At 27.3% G+C, this 18,307-nt stretch carries 18 protein-coding genes and 1 other annotated feature; all 18 genes read right to left on the bottom strand.

Features of this window, described 5'->3' with window-relative positions; genetic code table 11:
• Positions 1-98: 98 nt before the first annotated feature.
• The gene (locus tag CLOACE_RS08175; RefSeq protein WP_242866434.1) at positions 99-1,463 is read right to left on the bottom strand and encodes a chloride channel protein; all 1,365 of its coding nucleotides are present in this window, start codon (positions 1,461-1,463) and stop codon (positions 99-101) included.
• 60 nt (positions 1,464-1,523) lie between these two features.
• Positions 1,524-2,366 (bottom strand): Mrp/NBP35 family ATP-binding protein, encoded by an 843-nt coding sequence (locus CLOACE_RS08180; RefSeq protein WP_070110615.1) that lies wholly within the window; start codon positions 2,364-2,366, stop codon positions 1,524-1,526.
• Between the two features lie 98 nt (positions 2,367-2,464).
• The gene (locus CLOACE_RS08185; RefSeq protein ID WP_070110616.1) at positions 2,465-3,319 is read right to left on the bottom strand and encodes a YhfM domain-containing protein; all 855 of its coding nucleotides are present in this window, start codon (positions 3,317-3,319) and stop codon (positions 2,465-2,467) included.
• Between the two features lie 21 nt (positions 3,320-3,340).
• On the bottom strand, positions 3,341-4,075 hold the full coding sequence (locus tag CLOACE_RS08190) for a prolipoprotein diacylglyceryl transferase (RefSeq protein ID WP_070110617.1): 735 nt from the start codon (positions 4,073-4,075) through the stop codon (positions 3,341-3,343).
• Positions 4,076-4,168: 93 nt separating this feature from the next.
• Positions 4,169-4,756: a PsbP-related protein gene (locus CLOACE_RS08195; RefSeq protein ID WP_070110618.1), complete on the bottom strand. Its 588-nt coding sequence runs from the start codon at positions 4,754-4,756 to the stop codon at positions 4,169-4,171.
• A gap of 118 nt (positions 4,757-4,874) precedes the next feature.
• Entirely contained in the window at positions 4,875-6,410 is a 1,536-nt protein-coding gene (locus CLOACE_RS11670) for a DUF7922 domain-containing protein (RefSeq protein ID WP_070110619.1), read from the bottom strand.
• A gap of 68 nt (positions 6,411-6,478) precedes the next feature.
• A complete protein-coding gene (gene rsmA, locus CLOACE_RS08205; protein WP_278287467.1) occupies positions 6,479-7,312 on the bottom strand; it encodes a 16S rRNA (adenine(1518)-N(6)/adenine(1519)-N(6))-dimethyltransferase RsmA in 834 nt (277 codons plus the stop codon).
• Position 7,313: 1 nt separating this feature from the next.
• Entirely contained in the window at positions 7,314-7,880 is a 567-nt protein-coding gene (rnmV, locus tag CLOACE_RS08210) for a ribonuclease M5 (protein ID WP_070110621.1), read from the bottom strand.
• A 49-nt stretch (positions 7,881-7,929) separates the two neighbouring features.
• Complete coding sequence (locus CLOACE_RS08215) at positions 7,930-8,961, bottom strand: 3D domain-containing protein (RefSeq protein WP_070110622.1); 1,032 nt, start codon at positions 8,959-8,961, stop codon at positions 7,930-7,932.
• Between the two features lie 289 nt (positions 8,962-9,250).
• On the bottom strand, positions 9,251-10,027 hold the full coding sequence (locus CLOACE_RS08220; protein ID WP_070110623.1) for a TatD family hydrolase: 777 nt from the start codon (positions 10,025-10,027) through the stop codon (positions 9,251-9,253).
• Positions 10,028-10,113: 86 nt separating this feature from the next.
• A complete protein-coding gene (locus tag CLOACE_RS08225) occupies positions 10,114-11,049 on the bottom strand; it encodes a glucosaminidase domain-containing protein (RefSeq protein WP_070110624.1) in 936 nt (311 codons plus the stop codon).
• Positions 11,050-11,204: 155 nt separating this feature from the next.
• Positions 11,205-13,148 (bottom strand): methionine--tRNA ligase, encoded by a 1,944-nt coding sequence (metG, locus tag CLOACE_RS08230; protein WP_070110625.1) that lies wholly within the window; start codon positions 13,146-13,148, stop codon positions 11,205-11,207.
• Between the two features lie 59 nt (positions 13,149-13,207).
• Positions 13,208-13,464 (bottom strand) — a binding site (T-box leader).
• A gap of 135 nt (positions 13,465-13,599) precedes the next feature.
• Entirely contained in the window at positions 13,600-14,169 is a 570-nt protein-coding gene (locus CLOACE_RS08235) for a uracil-DNA glycosylase (protein ID WP_070110626.1), read from the bottom strand.
• Between the two features lie 182 nt (positions 14,170-14,351).
• A complete protein-coding gene (locus tag CLOACE_RS08240; RefSeq protein ID WP_070110627.1) occupies positions 14,352-14,888 on the bottom strand; it encodes a 2-oxoacid:acceptor oxidoreductase family protein in 537 nt (178 codons plus the stop codon).
• Positions 14,889-14,890: 2 nt separating this feature from the next.
• Positions 14,891-15,631, bottom strand: coding sequence for a thiamine pyrophosphate-dependent enzyme (locus CLOACE_RS08245; RefSeq protein ID WP_070110628.1), 741 nt, complete (start codon positions 15,629-15,631; stop codon positions 14,891-14,893).
• A gap of 1 nt (position 15,632) precedes the next feature.
• Entirely contained in the window at positions 15,633-16,691 is a 1,059-nt protein-coding gene (locus CLOACE_RS08250) for a 3-methyl-2-oxobutanoate dehydrogenase subunit VorB (RefSeq protein ID WP_070110629.1), read from the bottom strand.
• 21 nt (positions 16,692-16,712) lie between these two features.
• Positions 16,713-16,928: a 4Fe-4S binding protein gene (locus CLOACE_RS08255; RefSeq protein WP_242866435.1), complete on the bottom strand. Its 216-nt coding sequence runs from the start codon at positions 16,926-16,928 to the stop codon at positions 16,713-16,715.
• A 72-nt stretch (positions 16,929-17,000) separates the two neighbouring features.
• Entirely contained in the window at positions 17,001-18,239 is a 1,239-nt protein-coding gene (locus tag CLOACE_RS08260) for an MFS transporter (protein WP_070110630.1), read from the bottom strand.
• Positions 18,240-18,307: the final 68 nt, after the last annotated feature.

The following is an 18,307-nucleotide window of genomic DNA, read 5'->3' on the forward strand; positions in this document are numbered from 1 at the left end:
AAGTATTCACTCCTCTTTGTTGTGTATTTTTGGTGGTACTTAAATATTCGACATTTTGGGGTGAATTTCCTTTTTGAATAATAAAAAAGTTAGTAAAATCAATGATTATAAAATATGAAATTTACTCTATTAATAAATTTTTTTAAAAACTTGTTTTTTATTTTAAACTCTTTTACTTCTTTAATTTCACAATTAACATTTATATCAATAGATGGGGATTTGCTTAACATTACAAGTTGAGTAGGATATATACTTCTGTGACCTACAATCAAATATCCTATTACACAAACTATAGATGCATATATTCCAACCTCACTTCCAAACAACTCCATAGATATTACAATACCTGCTAAAGGAGTATTAGCACAGGCTGCTAAAAAAGAAACCATTCCTATTGCAGAATATAAAGACAAGTTTGCATTTATAATACTAGCCCAAACATTTCCTAATGTAGCTCCTGTAAAAAGCATAGGTGTAAGTATTCCCCCACTTCCTCCTGAACCTAAAGTTAATGAAGTTGTTATAGTTTTAATAAAAAAAGAAAAACCATTAACTTCATTGCCTGATATAGCTTTACTTATAAATTCTTCTCCTATTCCTATATAATCCTTAGATTTTGTTACATATACTATTAATATAATTAATAATCCTCCAATTATTCCTTTTAGTGGTGCATATATATTTATATTATTAAAAGCTTTTTCTATTCCTTCTACAATTTTAATAAAAATTAATGCAAATATGCCTATAACAATTCCAAAAATAACTAAATACAAAAACTTTTTAGGTGCAGAAACAGTACTTACAGGTATAAAATAATAAATCAAAGCCTTAGTTCCTAAATACTTTCCAGTAAAATAACTAAAAAATGTGGATATTATACTAGGCAAAAGAGAATTATAAGATATCTTTCCTATATATAAAACTTCACATGCAAAAATAGCAGCACCAATAGGTGCTCCAAATACGCCTACAAATCCTGCTCCTATACCACATACTACTAATCTTTTTCTATCTTTATCATCTAACTTTAATAAATCAGAAAAAAAGGAACCCACAGCTGCACCTATTTGTGTAGCAGGTCCTTCTTCTCCTACTGAACCCCCAAAAACAATTGTTATAAAAGTTGTTATAATTTTTACTGGAACAACTTTTATATTCATTTTTCCTTCTTTCATATTAACAGCCTCTATAGCCTTTTCTGTACCATGTCCTTTGGCATCAGGTGCTAATTTAATTATTATAAAACTGCTTAAAAATAAAGCTAAGGGAAGAAGTAAAAAATAATTATTATACTTACATGTTATGCTACATCCGTAGTCAATAAGCTTTATAAACAAAGACGTAATAGCACCAGCTAGTACACCTATAGTGGATGATAAAAAAAGCCATTTAAACATACTAGCAAATAGCACATATTCTTCTACAAAACTATTATTATTTAAATTATTTATATTAATCACCTCTATACTAGTTTATTAAAAAAGTACATATATATAAATAAATATATGTACTTTTAAATATTATTTTATATTATTATTAAAGTTTTCCAGTAGTATTTTATAATCTTCATAATCATTAGCAAATTTCTCAGCTTCACCTTTTTCTAAGCTATCAACTAAATCTAAGTTTATAGGCATTTCTGCTAATAACGGTATACCTAAGTACTTTGCCTGTTCTTCAGCAGATTTTTTACTAAATACTCTTAATTTTTCTCCACATTTAGAACACTTTACATAAGACATATTTTCAACTACACCTACAATATTTACATCCATCTTTTGAGCCATAATAACAACTTTTTTAACTATCATAGAAACCATATCTTGAGGTGTTGAAACAATAACCATTCCATCTACAGGAAGACTCTGCATAATAGTTAAAGCTATATCTCCTGTTCCTGGAGGCATATCTATAAGGAGATAATCTAAATCATCCCACTGAGTATCAGTATACATTTGAGTTAAAACTCCTGTAATTAATGGTCCTCTCCATATAACTGGTTCTTCTTCTTCCTCTGTTAATAAATTTAATGAAATCACTTTTATTCCTAAAGGTGTTTCAACAGGCAAAAATTTTATGTCTTCTTGGCTTATAGGTATCATATCTGCTCTTTTTTCATTTATACCAAAAAATCTAGGCATAGATGGTCCTGTTATATCTGCATCTAAAACTCCCACCTTATAACCTGCTTTTTTTAATTGAACTGCAAGAATTCCTGTTACTGTGGATTTTCCTACTCCGCCTTTTCCACTTATAACACCTATTATTTTTTTTATTTTCCCATACTTAGGAAATATTCTTGAACAGGTACTTTCATCACTATTGCAATTTCCTTTGCTAGGACAATTATCACAATTACTCATATTATCTTCCCTCCAAACCTATTTTAAAATAATTTAACTTTTACTTAAATATTATAACATAAATATTCTACATTATTATTGTCAAATGCTATTTATAATTAGAAATCTTTTGGTCTATCCTTACTTGTATATATATCTATTTCCCATCTTCCATTATCATATTTGTTATAAATATAATATTTAGTTTCTGTTTGATCTTTTCTATTTCTAAAAGTAACTATACCCTTATACAATCTAGATTTATAGCCCTCTGTTTTAACTGTCATAATTATATCATATTTATTAGCATTGTAATTTTTGCTAACTAATTCAACATTACCATTAAATTTACTTGATAATCTATTTTTAAATTCCTCTAAATCATAAGACAATATAAATTTAGCTATGGATATATCATCATTTATATTTAATCCTATAATTTTATCTTTTCCATATTTTTCCTGATATTTCTCTATAACTTCTACTATTGAATTATAATAAACTTTTTCAAAATCTTTAGGTTTTCTTATATTCCAAAAGTTTTTAATTATATCATTATCTATTCTTTTAGAAACTATATAAACTTTATTATTATTATATAAATTTCCTCCATCTTTTTTGTCTAATCCTGCTACATACTTGAACTTATGTATTTTATTATGTCCTTCATACATCTCAAATATATAATCAGGTTCTAAAAAAGATTTTTGTTTTGCTTCTTTAGCACTAGATAATATATCATATAGTCGTTTTATAGAATTCTGATCTGTAACTATAAATCTAAATCCTGGATCCCTAGTATTTTGTATTACTATTTTTTCTACTTTACCTTGCTTTATATATTCAAAATTATTATTTTTAATTCCTAATTTTAATTGCAAAGAGTTTAAAGTATTGCATCCGCTAAAAACAAAAATGAAAAATATAAATAAAAAAAATATTTTTATTATATTTTTATATTTAAAATTCAACATAAATTTTTACACCTCTAATTTTTATTTCCTTTTGCAAATTATAATGCCTGCAACTAATACAAAAATACTTATAAATTGAGATGTAGAAAGAAAGTTTACATTTCCTCTTGGATCCCCTCTTAGAAATTCTACAAAAAATCTTCCTACACTATATAATATTAAATACAATCCAAAAACTCTGCCTTTTTTATTACTTTTCTTATCATACCATAACAATATAAATGTAATAATAAAGTCAAATATAGATGAATAAATTTGAGTAGGATGTCTAATAACTCCACTAGGTGCAAAAGGTGAATTTATAAATTCAACTCCAATAGGCAAGGATGTTTCTTTTCCATAACAACATCCTGCAAGCAAACAACCTATTCTTCCAAAACCTTGAGCTAATGGTACAGAAGGAGCAATTAAATCCAATGTTTCAAATACATTCCATTTTTTACTTTTAGAATAAAAATATATGCCTACTATTCCTCCAATTATTGCTCCATAAATTACAAAACCGCTGCCAATATCTTTTAAAATCATAGGATTTTTAAATATATTTCTTATTTCGGTAATCACAAACAATGTTTTACCGCCAACTATTCCAGATATAATTGCTATCATAAGCATATTCCATATGCTATCTTCATCATAACAAGTATTCTTACTTCTATAATTTACTAGTAAAATAGCAAAAACTATGCCAATTGCTATCATAGTTCCATATCCGTATACATTAATACCAAATATGTTAAATAATATTGGCTTCATCATTTACCTCCTATTTAGATTTAATAAACACATTAACATTATATCATAAACAATAAAAAAAATAACTCATGCATAGTTATTTTATACAATGAGTTATTCATTATAGTTAAAAGTATTAACTATAGTAGTAAACACTGTAGGCATATTTTCTTTAAAGTTTTTTTCCTCTACAAAAAACGAAAACCTAAAAAATTTATTCTTGTTTTTTATAAAATACTCATAGGATTTATACTTTTTATTTTTAGATGTAATCATATTATATTGTACTAAGTATGCTTTGTTATTTTTTATTTTAATTTCACTTAAAGAATAATCCATACATTCATTTTGCATTTCAGATATTTCTTTACTTTCCTCTAAATAAATTTTTAAATCTTTTTTTAAGTTCCAAACTTGTACAAAACCATGTATGCTTAAATCTTTAGAATGAAAATCATTGTGATAAATTATTTCCTCTCCCGAAAAAACTTTTTCATCTGTTATCCATTCCTCTGGAAGTTTATATTTAAATTTTTTATTTAAAGCTTCATATTCTTTTAAAGAATTTATATTATTTTGTATTAATGAAGTATAATTTAATCTTTCCTGAAAATTAGACTGAATTCCTATTAATATAATTATAAGACCAATTATAATTAAAACAATGCTTAATCTTTTTTTATTTAACACTAAAAATTTCATAATATATTACTCCTTTATTTAAAAGTCTTTACTTAAACCTCATTCATATTAAATATATGAATCAGATTTTAAAAATATTATATAAAAGATAAAAAAAATAAGGCATGCACTGCACACCTTATTTAATAGGAATTAATATTGTAGAATTTTTAAAATCATAAAACATAAGCCAATATCCTGTATCACTTTTATCATTTAGTGGTACCCAAGTTACAAATCCAGATTTGCCTTTATAAGGTTGATCTTTTTCTTTTTTAGTTCCCGGTATTCCATAAACAATATATTTAATGTGTCCTATTTCATCTAACTTATATCCTAATATATAGTGATAATATTTATTTATATATGAATAATGATTTAGTATAGGATAATATAATAGTATATTTGATACATTATACATGTCTTTAAAATCTCTTACAGGAATTTTGTACCAATAACATCTTTTTATATCTGGACAAAAGTTCTTTAAAGGCTCAAATTCTTTTAATAATTTTTTAAAAAAGTTGTTTGTTATTTTTACAGGTTCTTTAACATCCTTTATATGTTCATTAAAAATATGTCCTCTATTAGAATCAAAATCATTTACTATAGTATCATCCACTAACATACAATTATCTACGCTATTTATATTTTGTTCTAATTCATAATGATTTTTAACAAATTCATTATTTGTTTTATATTTATCATTGTTTTGTTTACTTTCTAATAATATTTCTTGTTTAATCTCTTCCCTTATTTCATTTTTTAATTCTTCTCTTAATTCTTTCCTTATTTTTTCTTTTGTTTCTTCATTTATTTCTTCTTTTACTTCTTCTCTTGCTTCTTCTTTTGCTTTTTCCTTTGCTTTTTCTTTTGCTTCTTCTTTTACTTCTTCTCTTACTTTTTCCTTTGCTTTTTCTTTTGCTTCTTCTTTTACTTCTTCTTTTGCTTTTTCTTTTGCTTCTTCTTTTACTTCTTCTTTTGCTTTTTCTTTTGCTTCTTCTTTTACTTCTTCTTTTATTTCTTCTTTTGCTTTTTCCTTTGCTTCTTCTTTTACTTCTTCTCTTACTTTTTCTTTTGCTCTTTCTTTTGCTTCTTCTTTTGCTTCTTCTTTTACTTTTTCTTTTGCTTTTTCCTTTACTTTCTCTATACTTTGTTCATATTTATCAAATATACTTTTTTCTTCTTTAGATTTGCTTTTTTCTTTATTTTCACTAGTATAATGATCTTTATAGTCTCTTGTTTTATCTTCTATTATTTTGTACTCTTTCCAATTAGGAATGTTGGTAGAAGTAAATCCACTCATTATAGGTATTATATTTGAATCTAATAATTTGATTATTGCAGCTCCTGAAACTTTATCCACTGATAATCCTGTATTAGCTAAATTATTGGAATTATATTCATTTGAGATATCACTTCTTCCATAATCATCTATGTTTACTTCTCCAACTTTTATAAGTTTATTTTCATTTTTTTTGCCACATATTAAAATAATATAGTAAGGTGAATTTTCTCTTTTTAAATTTTGAACATAATAAGATACCTTACACTTTTCTCCTTTTACTTCTAACTTAACATATCCTGTAGGACTTTTATCTTTTTCTATTCCATATCCTTTTTCGTTTTCTTGTAATATAATAAAATACCTACTATAATTCTTTTTTTGTGCCAATTTATAAAACCTCCATATATACCTTATTCATTATAATATATGAAGTATTTATCAAAAAGTGAACTAACTTAATTATTTATTAGATTTAAAATATTATTAGATAATTTTGCAAACTCTTCTATAGTTAAAGTTTCACCTCTTCTTTTTGGATCAATATTAGATTCTTTAAAAGAAAATTCTATTATATCATTAGGTATTTTTAAATTTTTTAATGCGTTTTTTAAAGTTTTTCTTCTCATATTAAAAGAACTTCTTATTAATTCAAAGAAAAACTTTTCATCTTTAACGTATGCTCTAGGAGTATCTAATTTATCTAATTTTATTATAGTAGATTCTACTTTAGGTTGAGGAATAAAAGACTGAGGAGGTACTTTTCTTATTGTATAAGCATTACAATAATATTGTACTAGTATGGAAATAGAACCATATTCCTTACAATTAGGTTTTGCGTTTATTCTATCAGCTACTTCTTTTTGTATCATAATTGTTAAAGAATTAAAATTATACTTTCCCAATAGTAACTTAGAAATTATAGGTGTTGTTATGTAATAGGGTAAGTTTGCAACAACCTTAAAATTAGTATTTTCACCTACAATTTCATTAAAATTAACTTTCATGGCATCCTTATGTATTACTTCTACATTGTTACATTCTTTAAATTCTTCTTTTAATATAGGTATTAATTTTGAGTCTATTTCTATAGAATATACCTTTTTACAATTTAAAGAGAGTTCTTTAGTTAAAGTTCCTACTCCAGGACCTATTTCAATAACAGTATCATCTTTATCAATATTAGAGCCTTCTACAATATCTCTTACAACTGATGAATCTATTAAAAAATTTTGTCCTAATGATTTAGAAAATTTAAATCCATATTTTTTTACAATATCTTTTGTATTTATATTAATCATTTTTTTCACTTCCTGAATATAAAATTTTATCTATTTTATTTATTGCCTTAATAAACTCTTCTCTTTTTATACCATAGTTATTAAGTCTTTTTAAAAATTGAGAAGCATTACAATATCCTATCCTTAATTCTTTCCCTAACATATCTCTCTTAATTTTAGCTTTATCATTTCCTAACAAATCAAAACTTATTAAATCTTTTGTAGTAAAATTTTGTTTTTTTTCTTTTATTTCACATTTAGCTGAGTTTAAAGCTTTTATTATTGTTTCTGGTTTTGCATTTTCAACGCCAATATCTCCACTTTTATACCCTTCATCTTTTGATATATATGCATGTTTTATTCCCTGAACCCTTTTAGATATAATCTTTCTTATTTTTTCTCCTGCAAAATCAGGATCTGTTAAAATTATTACTCCTTGCCTCTTTTGAGCTTCTCTTATTCTTTCAATTACATTTTTATTTATTCCAAAACCTCCTACTGCTATAACCTCTGCATCTACTGCTCTCTTTACTGCAGTTATATCATCTCTACCTTCTACTACAATCACTTCTTTAATCATATACTAACACCTCCTTAAAATTATAAAGAAAAAAAGGAGCTAAAAGCCCCTATTTTAAAATATAAACATTAACCTGTCTAACACCCCAATTGTATACTTCACTTTTAGAAGAAAAGAATAAATCTATTCTATTACCTTTTATTGCTCCACCTGTATCTTCTGCTATAGCATATCCGTATCCTTCTATATAAAGTTTTGTACCAAGAGGAATAATTCTTGGATCTACTGCTACAGAACTATACCCACTATTGCTTCTTCTTGCAACTGTACCCGTTGCAGTGATTCCAAAATCATAATCTCCAGGATTCTTACCTGTAGAAGCATAGTCTGAAGTATATGCTGTAGCTCTCATATTTAAAACTTTATTATACTGAATACTATCTCCTCCTCTAGAAGGTCTATATACTCCTAGAGTACCTAACGCTACTATTTTGTCTGTTGGTTTTTTAGTTACTATCTCTTTTATAATTTTTCTTGAAACTTCTTTTCCATTTTCATATATTACTCTAGTTGAAACTGACTTTTTTCCATCTTGACCTTCTTGCTTTACTACTTTTTTACCTTCTTCTATTCCATCATCTTTATTTACCACTGTAGAATAAGATATAGGTTTATCTTCTGTAATAACTTTAGATTCAACTCTAGTAATAGCTACTTTCATACCTTCTTTAATTTCAGAATTTTTTGAAGGATAAACTCTGTCAAGTCCCTTTAAAGCTATTTTCTCTGCTTTTAACATATTGGCTACATTTCTTTCAGCAGATTTTACTTTTAAATTTTTGCCATCAACCTTTACTGTTAAATCAACAGCCCTCTTTACTACTATTTTAGTTTTATCTTTAATTTTGCTGTCAAGAGATGGCGATGCTTTATCTTTTGGCCCTACAATTATATTATTTGCCGTTAAAGCTTTTCTATAAGTATCTCTAAAAGTTGTAATTTCTATTTTTTTATTGTCTATAGATACTGTTATTGTTTTTCTAGTGTTAAATATAAATACTGTCACGCTTAACATTATAAGAACAAATACAAATATTGCCTTAGGACCATAGGAAAAATACTTTTTTAATTTTTCCACCATAAAAATATACCTCCTTTTGGCAAGAGCGACACGAAAATATTATACTTGTGATAATTAATTTTGTCAAATATCGCTCTATTTTTAAGCTATATAATATTTAAAATAATATAAAAATATTATTGCAATATCTATTTTTTATGGATTTATTTTTATGGGTTGGATTTATTTTTATGCATATTATATTTAATTATATGCTCATTTAGTAAATTTAATATAAAAATAATCAATGTATTAAATTTACAAATTATATTAAAAAAGCCAAATGAATTTGTATGTTTATTTTACATTACTAATTTAATTTAAGCAAATTTTTAACATTTAAGATAGTTGCTTCAGATAGTTCTTTTTCATCTATACTTTTTATTTCTGCTATTTTCTTTATTATATATGCTATATAATCTGATTTATTCCTTTTTCCTCTAAATGGAGTAGGTGCCATATATGGACAATCTGTTTCTACTAATAATCTATTTAATGGCACTTCTTTTACAACTTCTACTACTTTCTTAGCATTTTTAAAAGTAACTACTCCTGTAAATCCTATATAATACCCTAATTTTAAACATTCTTTTGAAAATTCTACACTTCCTGAAAAGCAATGAACTACTCCTTTAACATTAGGAAACATTTTCAAAATCTCCAAAGTATCTTTATGAGCTTCCCTATCATGAATAATTACAGGTAAATCAAGCTCTTCTGCTAACTTCATTTGATTTATAAAAGCCGTTTTTTGTACTTCCTTTGAAGGATTTTCATCATAATAGTAATCTAATCCTATTTCTCCTATAGCTTTAACCTTATTGTTTTTAGCAAATTCTCTTAACTTATTTATAGTTCTTTCATTTACTTCTTCTGCAAATTCAGGATGAATTCCCACTGCAGCATAAATAAAATCATATGTATTTGCCAATTCCACAGACATTTTTGCACCTTTCATGGAAGATCCACAATTTAAAATTCCTATAACATTATTTTTTCTTAAATTTTCTATAATACTATGCCTATCTTCATCAAAACTCTCATCATCATAGTGAGCATGAGAATCAAATATTTTTAAATCTACCATTACTTTAATCAACTCCTATTAGCTTATTATATCAAATTTAAAGCAATAAAAACTCTATATTAGAAAAAACTAATATAGAGTTTTTATTAATATAAATTATTGTCAATATCATATTTCCATAAATCATATTTTTCTATTATTTCACAAACTTTACTTGCGTAATTAGGATCTGTAGCATATCCTGCATTATGTATAGATTGAATTTGTTCTTTGTAATTTTGTGCTTCAAACACTCCTGCCTTAGCATACCAAGGTCTACTATACAAAAATTTACCGTGATCTTCTATTGAATCTTCTATACTACTATATACTCTCCATCCAGTTACTATATTAACTACTTTGCCATCTACCCATTCTTTAGTTGGAAAATCTTTTTTACTGCCTGTCCAACTTTTATCTGCTTTTATTCCAAATAAATTGTTACATTCTATAGCTTTATCACTTGTCCCCCATGCGGATTCTAAAATAGCTTGTGCTATAGTTACTGATGGAAATACTTTATATTTATAATAAGTTTGTTTTGCTCCATAAGATATTTTTTGTATAAAATCTTTTTGAGAATCTAACAGTGTAGTAGGTGTATTTGTAGAAGGTATGGGTACTATTTCATTTTGATTTTTAACCATAACTTTGCAAATTACACCATTTTTAATTTCCTCATTATTAATAGATTTAGCAAAATTATTTACTATTAAATAATATACTTGTCCATAAGCTAAATTATCTTTAGGAACAACTTGTATATCTTTTTTATCTAAATAATTAAAGTATATAGGTACTTTATTTTGCAAAGAAGAATCTAATAATTCTATACATTCATTATTTACACATTCACTCTTAATATCTTCTGAAAAGTGTATAACAAATTTTTTATCTATTGGAACATTGTTTAAACTATATTCTAATTTATAATCTGGATACTTTGTTTTTAATATCTCATCTTCAAAAGCCAATACTCTAAATTTAATTGAAAAAATTATACTTAAAGCAAAAACTAGTATAAATATATTTTTATGTTTCATAATTTATTTTCCCCCTTATGCAAAGACAAACATACAATTTAAAATACACTTTAAATTATACTAAATTTTCTATTAATATTTCAATAGAATATATGAAAATTTTAGAATATTTAGCAAATAAAAAATCCTTATGAAATCATAAGGATTTTTTATTTCTACCTAACTATGCTTCCTGTTGGTAAATCATTTTCTATTGTAACTATTTGAAGTTTACTATCATCTTCCGTAGAAGAGCAAAGTATCATTCCTTGAGATAATTCTCCTCTTAATTTTACAGGTTTTAAATTAGCTACTACTACAACATATTTTCCTACTAATTCTTCTGGCTTATAATACTTAGCTATTCCAGATACCACTTGTCTTTCTTCTCCATTTAAATCTAATTTAAATTTTAATAACTTATTCGCATCTTTTACAGGTTCACATTCCTTAATCTTAGCTAATCTAAGATCAACTTTTTCAAAATCTTCTATAGTTATTTCATCTTTTATAGGCTTAATATCATTAACTTTATTTTGAACCTTTTTCATTTGCTCTTCTTTTAACTTATTAAGTTCCTCTATTTTCTTTTCAACATCTATTCTTGGAAATAAAGCTTCTCCCTTTACAACTTTAGTTCCTGCTCTAGTTCCATCAAAGGATGCTATACTATCCCAAGTTGTAAGTTCTATATTTAGTTGTTTATTTATTTTTTCACTTGTTTCCGGCAAGAAAGGAGAAATTAATGTAGATATTATTCTTAAACTTTCTACTAAATTATATAAAACTGTTCCTAACCTATTTTTCTTACTTTCATCTTTAGCAAGTATCCATGGAGTTGTTTCATCTATATATTTATTAGCTCTATTTATAAGAGCCCAAATATTTCCTAGAGCTTCTGGAATTTTAAATTCATTTATACTTTTTTCTGCTTTAGTTGGAGTTTCTAAAGCTAATTTTATAAGTTCATTGTCTATATTTTCTTTTTCAACAGGAGCTGGAATAACTCCATTAAAATATTTTTCAACCATTGCCACTGTTCTTGATAATAAGTTTCCTAAATCATTTGCTAAATCAGAATTTATCTTTTTAATAAATATTTCATTATTAAATAATCCATCTGAGCCAAATGGTATTTCTTTAAGAAGATAATACCTAACTGGATCTGTTCCAAAGTTGTTTACTAATACTACAGGATCAACTACATTTCCTTTAGATTTTGACATCTTTCCACCATCTACTAAAAGCCATCCATGACCAAACACATGCTTTGGTAATGGCACTCCTAAAGCCATAAGCATAATAGGCCAATAAATAGTATGAAATCTTAAAATATCTTTACCTACAAGATGTATATCTGCTGGCCAATACTTATTTAATAATTCTTCATTGCCACTTTCATAACCTAAAGCAGTTATATAGTTAGCTAATGCATCTATCCATACATATATAACATGTTTTTCATCAAAGCTTACAGGTATTCCCCAATCAAAAGAAGTCCTTGATATACATAAATCTTGAAGTCCTGGCTTTAAGAAATTATTTATCATTTCATTTTTTCTAGCTTCCGGTTGAATAAATTCTGGATGATTGTTTATATGTTCTATAAGTTTATCTGCATATTTAGACATTTTAAAGAAATATGCTTCTTCTTTAGTTTTTTCCACTGGTCTTCCACAGTCAGGACAATTACCATCTATTAGTTGAGTTTCTGTCCAGAATGATTCGCAAGGCGTACAATACCATCCTTCGTAGTATCCCTTATATATGTCTCCTTGATCATATAGTTTTTTGAATATTTTTTGCACTGCTTCTTTATGATAATCTTCTGTAGTTCTTATAAATTTGTCATAACTAATATTCATAATTTCCCATAAATCTTTTATACTTGCTACAATTTTATCTACATATTCTATAGGTTTTACTCCTTTAGCTTCTGCTAATCTTTGAATTTTTTGTCCATGTTCATCTGTTCCTGTTAAAAACATTACATCATAACCAGTTAATCTTTTAAATCTAGCAATTGCATCTGCTGCTACAGTAGTATACGTATTTCCTATATGCAAATTAGCAGATGGATAATAAATTGGCGTAGTAACATAAAAAGTTTTCTTACCCATTATAAATTCCTCCCTTTATGTATTTATATAATAAAAAAACCTCTATGCAGATATATCTACATAGAGGCGTATTAACGCTTTACCACTCTAATTTATCTTTATCTCACAATAAAGACCTCTCTAAGTGACTATTACACTTCTAAAGAAGCTTTTCATCACTTTGCATTTATAACGGCTGCGTCCCGTATTACCTTACTTAAAATTTCAGATAATATGCTCAAGGTCCATATTCATAAACTTCAGCATTGCTAGCTTTCACCTAACCCAGCTCTCTTTTAACACATTCATTTATTACTCTTCCTATCATAGCATTTAAACTTACATTATTATATAATGATAGTATATAAAATAAATTTTGTCAATATATTGATATAAATTATTATTACCTAATCAATCTTTTTTATTCTTATACTAAATATTAATTTGCTTTCACTACCTATTATTAAATCCTTTATTTAATTTCTTCACATAATTCTTCATATTTTTTCTTTATACCTTTTAAATCACTCCAAAACAATACTTTTTTACTTTCATCTCTAAATAAAGCTGCAGGATGAAATGTAGCCATCAAATATATTCCCTTTTTTTCTACCCATTTTCCTCTATCCCTAGTAATTTTCCAATCTTTATCTATAATATACTTCATTGCCGTAGCTCCTAAGCATACTATTATTTTAGGCTTTACTAAAGCTACTTGATTTCTTAAATAAGGCAAACAAGCCTCAGCCTCTTGTTCAGTAGGAACTCTATTGTTTTCTGGTCTGCATTTGCAAATATTACATATATAATAGTGTTTTTCTCTATTTAAATTAAGAGCTGTTAATCCTTTTTCTAAAAGTTGTCCTGCTCTTCCTACAAAGGGTCTTCCTAATTTATCCTCGTCTGCTCCTGGAGCCTCTCCTATAAACATTAAATTAGCTTTAGAGTTACCTTCTCCAAACACCATATTATTTCTTTTTTTAGCTAAATTACATTTATCACAATCATAACATTCTTCATATAGTTCTCTCCACTTTAACATTATTATGCACCTCTATATAAACATTAACATTAATTATATTTTACCATATGTTTATATTATAATAGTAACAACTTTTTATTTTTATATTTATTCTTATTTAACAAAATTAATATATATAAAAGACACCTTATAATTAGATTAAGGTGTCTTTTATATATATTATTCAGTTTTTTCACTTTATTTTATATAAAGTTATATCCTATCTTAAATGCCTTTGTATTCATTGCCTCAAATTTTTCTTTTCCCTTTTTTCTAAACATATCATTCATTCCATTTAATGCTTCTTCTTCTGTAAAATCTTTTGATACTTTTACTATTACTGCTGCCATTATTATATTTGCACCTTTAGGATGATTTGCATCTTTAGCTAATTTTACACATGGAACTTCTATTATTGTAATATCATCTCTTTTATTTTCTTTAGTGTCTACCATATCACTATTTACTATAATAGTACCACCTGGTTTAACTAAAGGAAGAAACTTGTTAAATGATGGAGTATTCATAGCTAATAATATGTCTGGTTCTTCTTGTGAAGGATTATATATATATTCTTCACCAAATTTTACTGTACAATTAGCTGTTCCACCTCTCATAGCTGAACCATATTGTGGAATCCATGTTGCATGATATCCTTTGAAAACAGCTATTTGAGAAATTAATAAACCTGATGTAAGTACTCCTTGTCCACCTGCACCAGCAAATACTATTTCTTTCATAATTACTTTCCCTCCCTTGTCTTAAATTCCCCTAATGAAAAGTATGGAATAAGTTCTTTATCTATTCTTTCCATAGCATCTTTTGCTGACATGCCCCAGTTTGTTGGACATGCTGAAAGAACTTCTACTACTGAATAACCTTCACCATTTAGTTGAGCTTCAAAAGCATTTTTTATATATGATTTTAATTTATTAATATGAGCAGGTGTGCTTACACTTCCTCTAGCTGCATATGCTACATTATATTGACTAGCTGCCAATTCTGGGAACTTTATAGGATATCCAGTAACTTCACAGTTTCTTCCTAATGGTGATGTAGCTGTTTTTTGTCCTGGCATAGTAGTATTACTCATTTGTCCTCCAGTCATACCATAGTTTGTGTTGTTAATTATAATTGCAGTAAAGTTTTCATTTCTATAAGCTGCACTATTTGTCTCTGCAAGACCTATACTATATGCATCTCCATCTCCTTGATATGCTATTACCATGTTATCAGGATTAACTCTTTTCATAGCTGTACATACAGCACCTGCACGACCATGTGAACAGTGTAATCTATCTGCTTCTAATCCTCCACCTAATAAACTAGAGCATCCTACACCTATTCCATATATTACATTGTTATCTTGACCTAATTCTTCAAGACATTTTGCTATTAATCTAAGTACAATACCATGTCCACATCCTGGACAAAAGCCCATAGGTCTGTCTATTAAATATGGTACTACTCTCTTCTTTGTCATATTAATACACCTCCTTCATTTCGCCTGCAATAACTTTACGAAAATCTTCTTTAATTGTTTTTGTTGCAGGAATGCCATATACATGTGGATTACAATAAACAGGTATATTAGCTTTTTTCTTTTTCTTTATAGTCAATGCAATATCATCAACTAATTGTCCAGTAGCATTAGATTCTATTGAAATTACTCCTTTTAAATTTGGATTCAAATCTTCAAAAGCTTTTTCTGGGAAAGGCCATGCAGTTATAGGTCTAATAAATCCAACTTTATGTCCTTCTGCTCTAAGTTGCTCTACTGCTCCTTTTGTTGATCTACCAGGTAAACCATATGCAACAAATACATAGTCTGCATCTTCTAAATAAGCAGATTCCCATCTTTGTTCATTTGCTTTTACAGTATTATATTTTTCATTAAGTAATACTGCTTCTTTCATACTATCTCTATCAAATATACCTATCTTCTTGTTAGTATATTTTCCATCAAATCCCCATGGATATCTTTTTATTTCTCTCATTTCAGGTAATTCACAAGGTTCCATCATTTGACCTAATGCACCTTCTGTCATTATTACAGATACCATTCTATATTTTTCAGCTAAATCAAAAGCTAAACCAATTAGCTCTACAGCTTCTTGAATACTAGACGGACATAGTACTATACATCTATAGTCTCCATTTCCTCCACCTCTTGTTTCTCTTAAGTAATCACATTGAGCTGTTAATAAAGTTCCTATTCCATTTCCATATCTAACTACATTTAGTACTACTGCTGGTAATTCTTCATCAGAAAGTGTAGTCATACCTTCTTGTTTTAAACTAATTCCTGGTCCTGATGATGCTGTAAAAGCTCTAACTCCGCATGATGATGCACCTATTACCATATTTACACCAGCAATTTCAGATTCTGCTTGGATAAATGTACCACCAACTTCATCCATTCTAGTTGAAAGATATTCCATTATCTCTGTTGAAGGAGTAATAGGATATCCTGCATAAAGTCTTGCACCAGCTCTTATAGCAGCTTCTGCTATAGCTTCATTTCCTTTTATCATGTCACCCATTTTTTCTTTACCTCCTTTTAATTAATTATCACCTAATACTTCATATACTCCATCTGGACATACAGTGTAACAAACACCGCAACCAATGCATTTATCATGGTCTATTATAGTGTATCTGTATCCTTGTTCATTTATCTCTTCTGAAAATGATATAGCTTGTTTTGGACAATTATTTACACAAAGACCACACTCTTTACATCTTTCTGGTTTGGTTTTTACTTTAATATTCTCTTGCACAATTACTCCCCCTTTAAATTTATTATTCTAACAGGAACAGTGTTCCTGTTGATGAGCAAAATTATTTTGTTACTACTTTCCTTCAATCTCTAATTTTTTTCTAAATCTTATTGCTAATATAGAGTTTACGATACCTAATGCTAATATTACTATTGTATATATGAATATATACTTATAACCTTGATTCCCATATTTGTCTAACCATCCTCCAAAAATTGTAAACTGGAAAAGATCTGGCGAAAATCCTATAGCACATGTAATTCCTGCTGCAGTTGCAGAATACTTTTCGGCAATTTTTACTTCTGATTGTACTGCAAACATATTTGCTCTACCTATATAAGTAAATAATGATATTAATAATGTTAATACAAGTACTATATACATGTTTGTAGAAGCTGGCACATTCATAATTATCATTATTGTTGCAATAGCTCCCACTGCAGCTATTATTATGGCTTTTGATACTGAATTCATTTTATCTCCTAAATATTCTCCTAATGGAGCTCCTGCAATACGTATAACATATGTTCTAATAATAGCAATTCCTCCTGCAAAAGCTGCTGAAACTCCTAAAACACTAGTACAATATGGAGTAAAGTATGACAATGTTACATATAGTGTATATATTGAAAATATTGCTATTCCAGTAAACCAAGTTCCTGGATATTTAAGCACTGTTAAAAAATCAGATGCAGTAATATTATCTTCTTTACTTTCTTCTTTATCCTTCTTAGGATTTTCAATCAATCCCCAAAGTATAGCAGCAACTACTAAGGAAGCAACTCCATATCCTATTACTACAATTTTAAATCCTCCTACTGACGATGCAGCCTTAGAAAATAAATATAATGCTATGGAGTTAACTATAATACTACCTATTCCACCTGCCGATTCGGCTAACCCAAAAACTTTTCCCTGATTTTCATCATCACCTAATAACCTTAATATTTTTACATGAGCTGGGAAATATGCAAATAGTGCCGTAACCGCAAGTCCTATCCATATTATTACTGCAAATTTATAATTAAGATTAAATGCAAATAAAAAACATAATATTGCATTTCCAACTAAAGAAAGTAAATAGACCATTTTATGATTAAATTTATCTGATATCCATCCACCTATAGGTGCTCCCACTATGTTACCAATACCAAATATAGCTATAAGTACTCCAAGTTGAGCATTAGTTGCACCTAAACTCTCCACTAGTGGGTCATAAAACATATACTGAACAAAAGGTAGTGCATAAATAATAGCATATGCTGCACCTATAAAGAAAATTGTGATAAAAGTTTTAAACTTTTTATTCATCTTTACAACTCCTTTTAGTTTGTTTTTTATAATTTGAAACCAGGCACCTATAAGCTGTAATTTTTTCC

Source organism: Clostridium acetireducens DSM 10703 (assembly GCF_001758365.1).
Taxonomy (GTDB): domain Bacteria; phylum Bacillota; class Clostridia; order Clostridiales; family Clostridiaceae; genus Clostridium_C; species Clostridium_C acetireducens.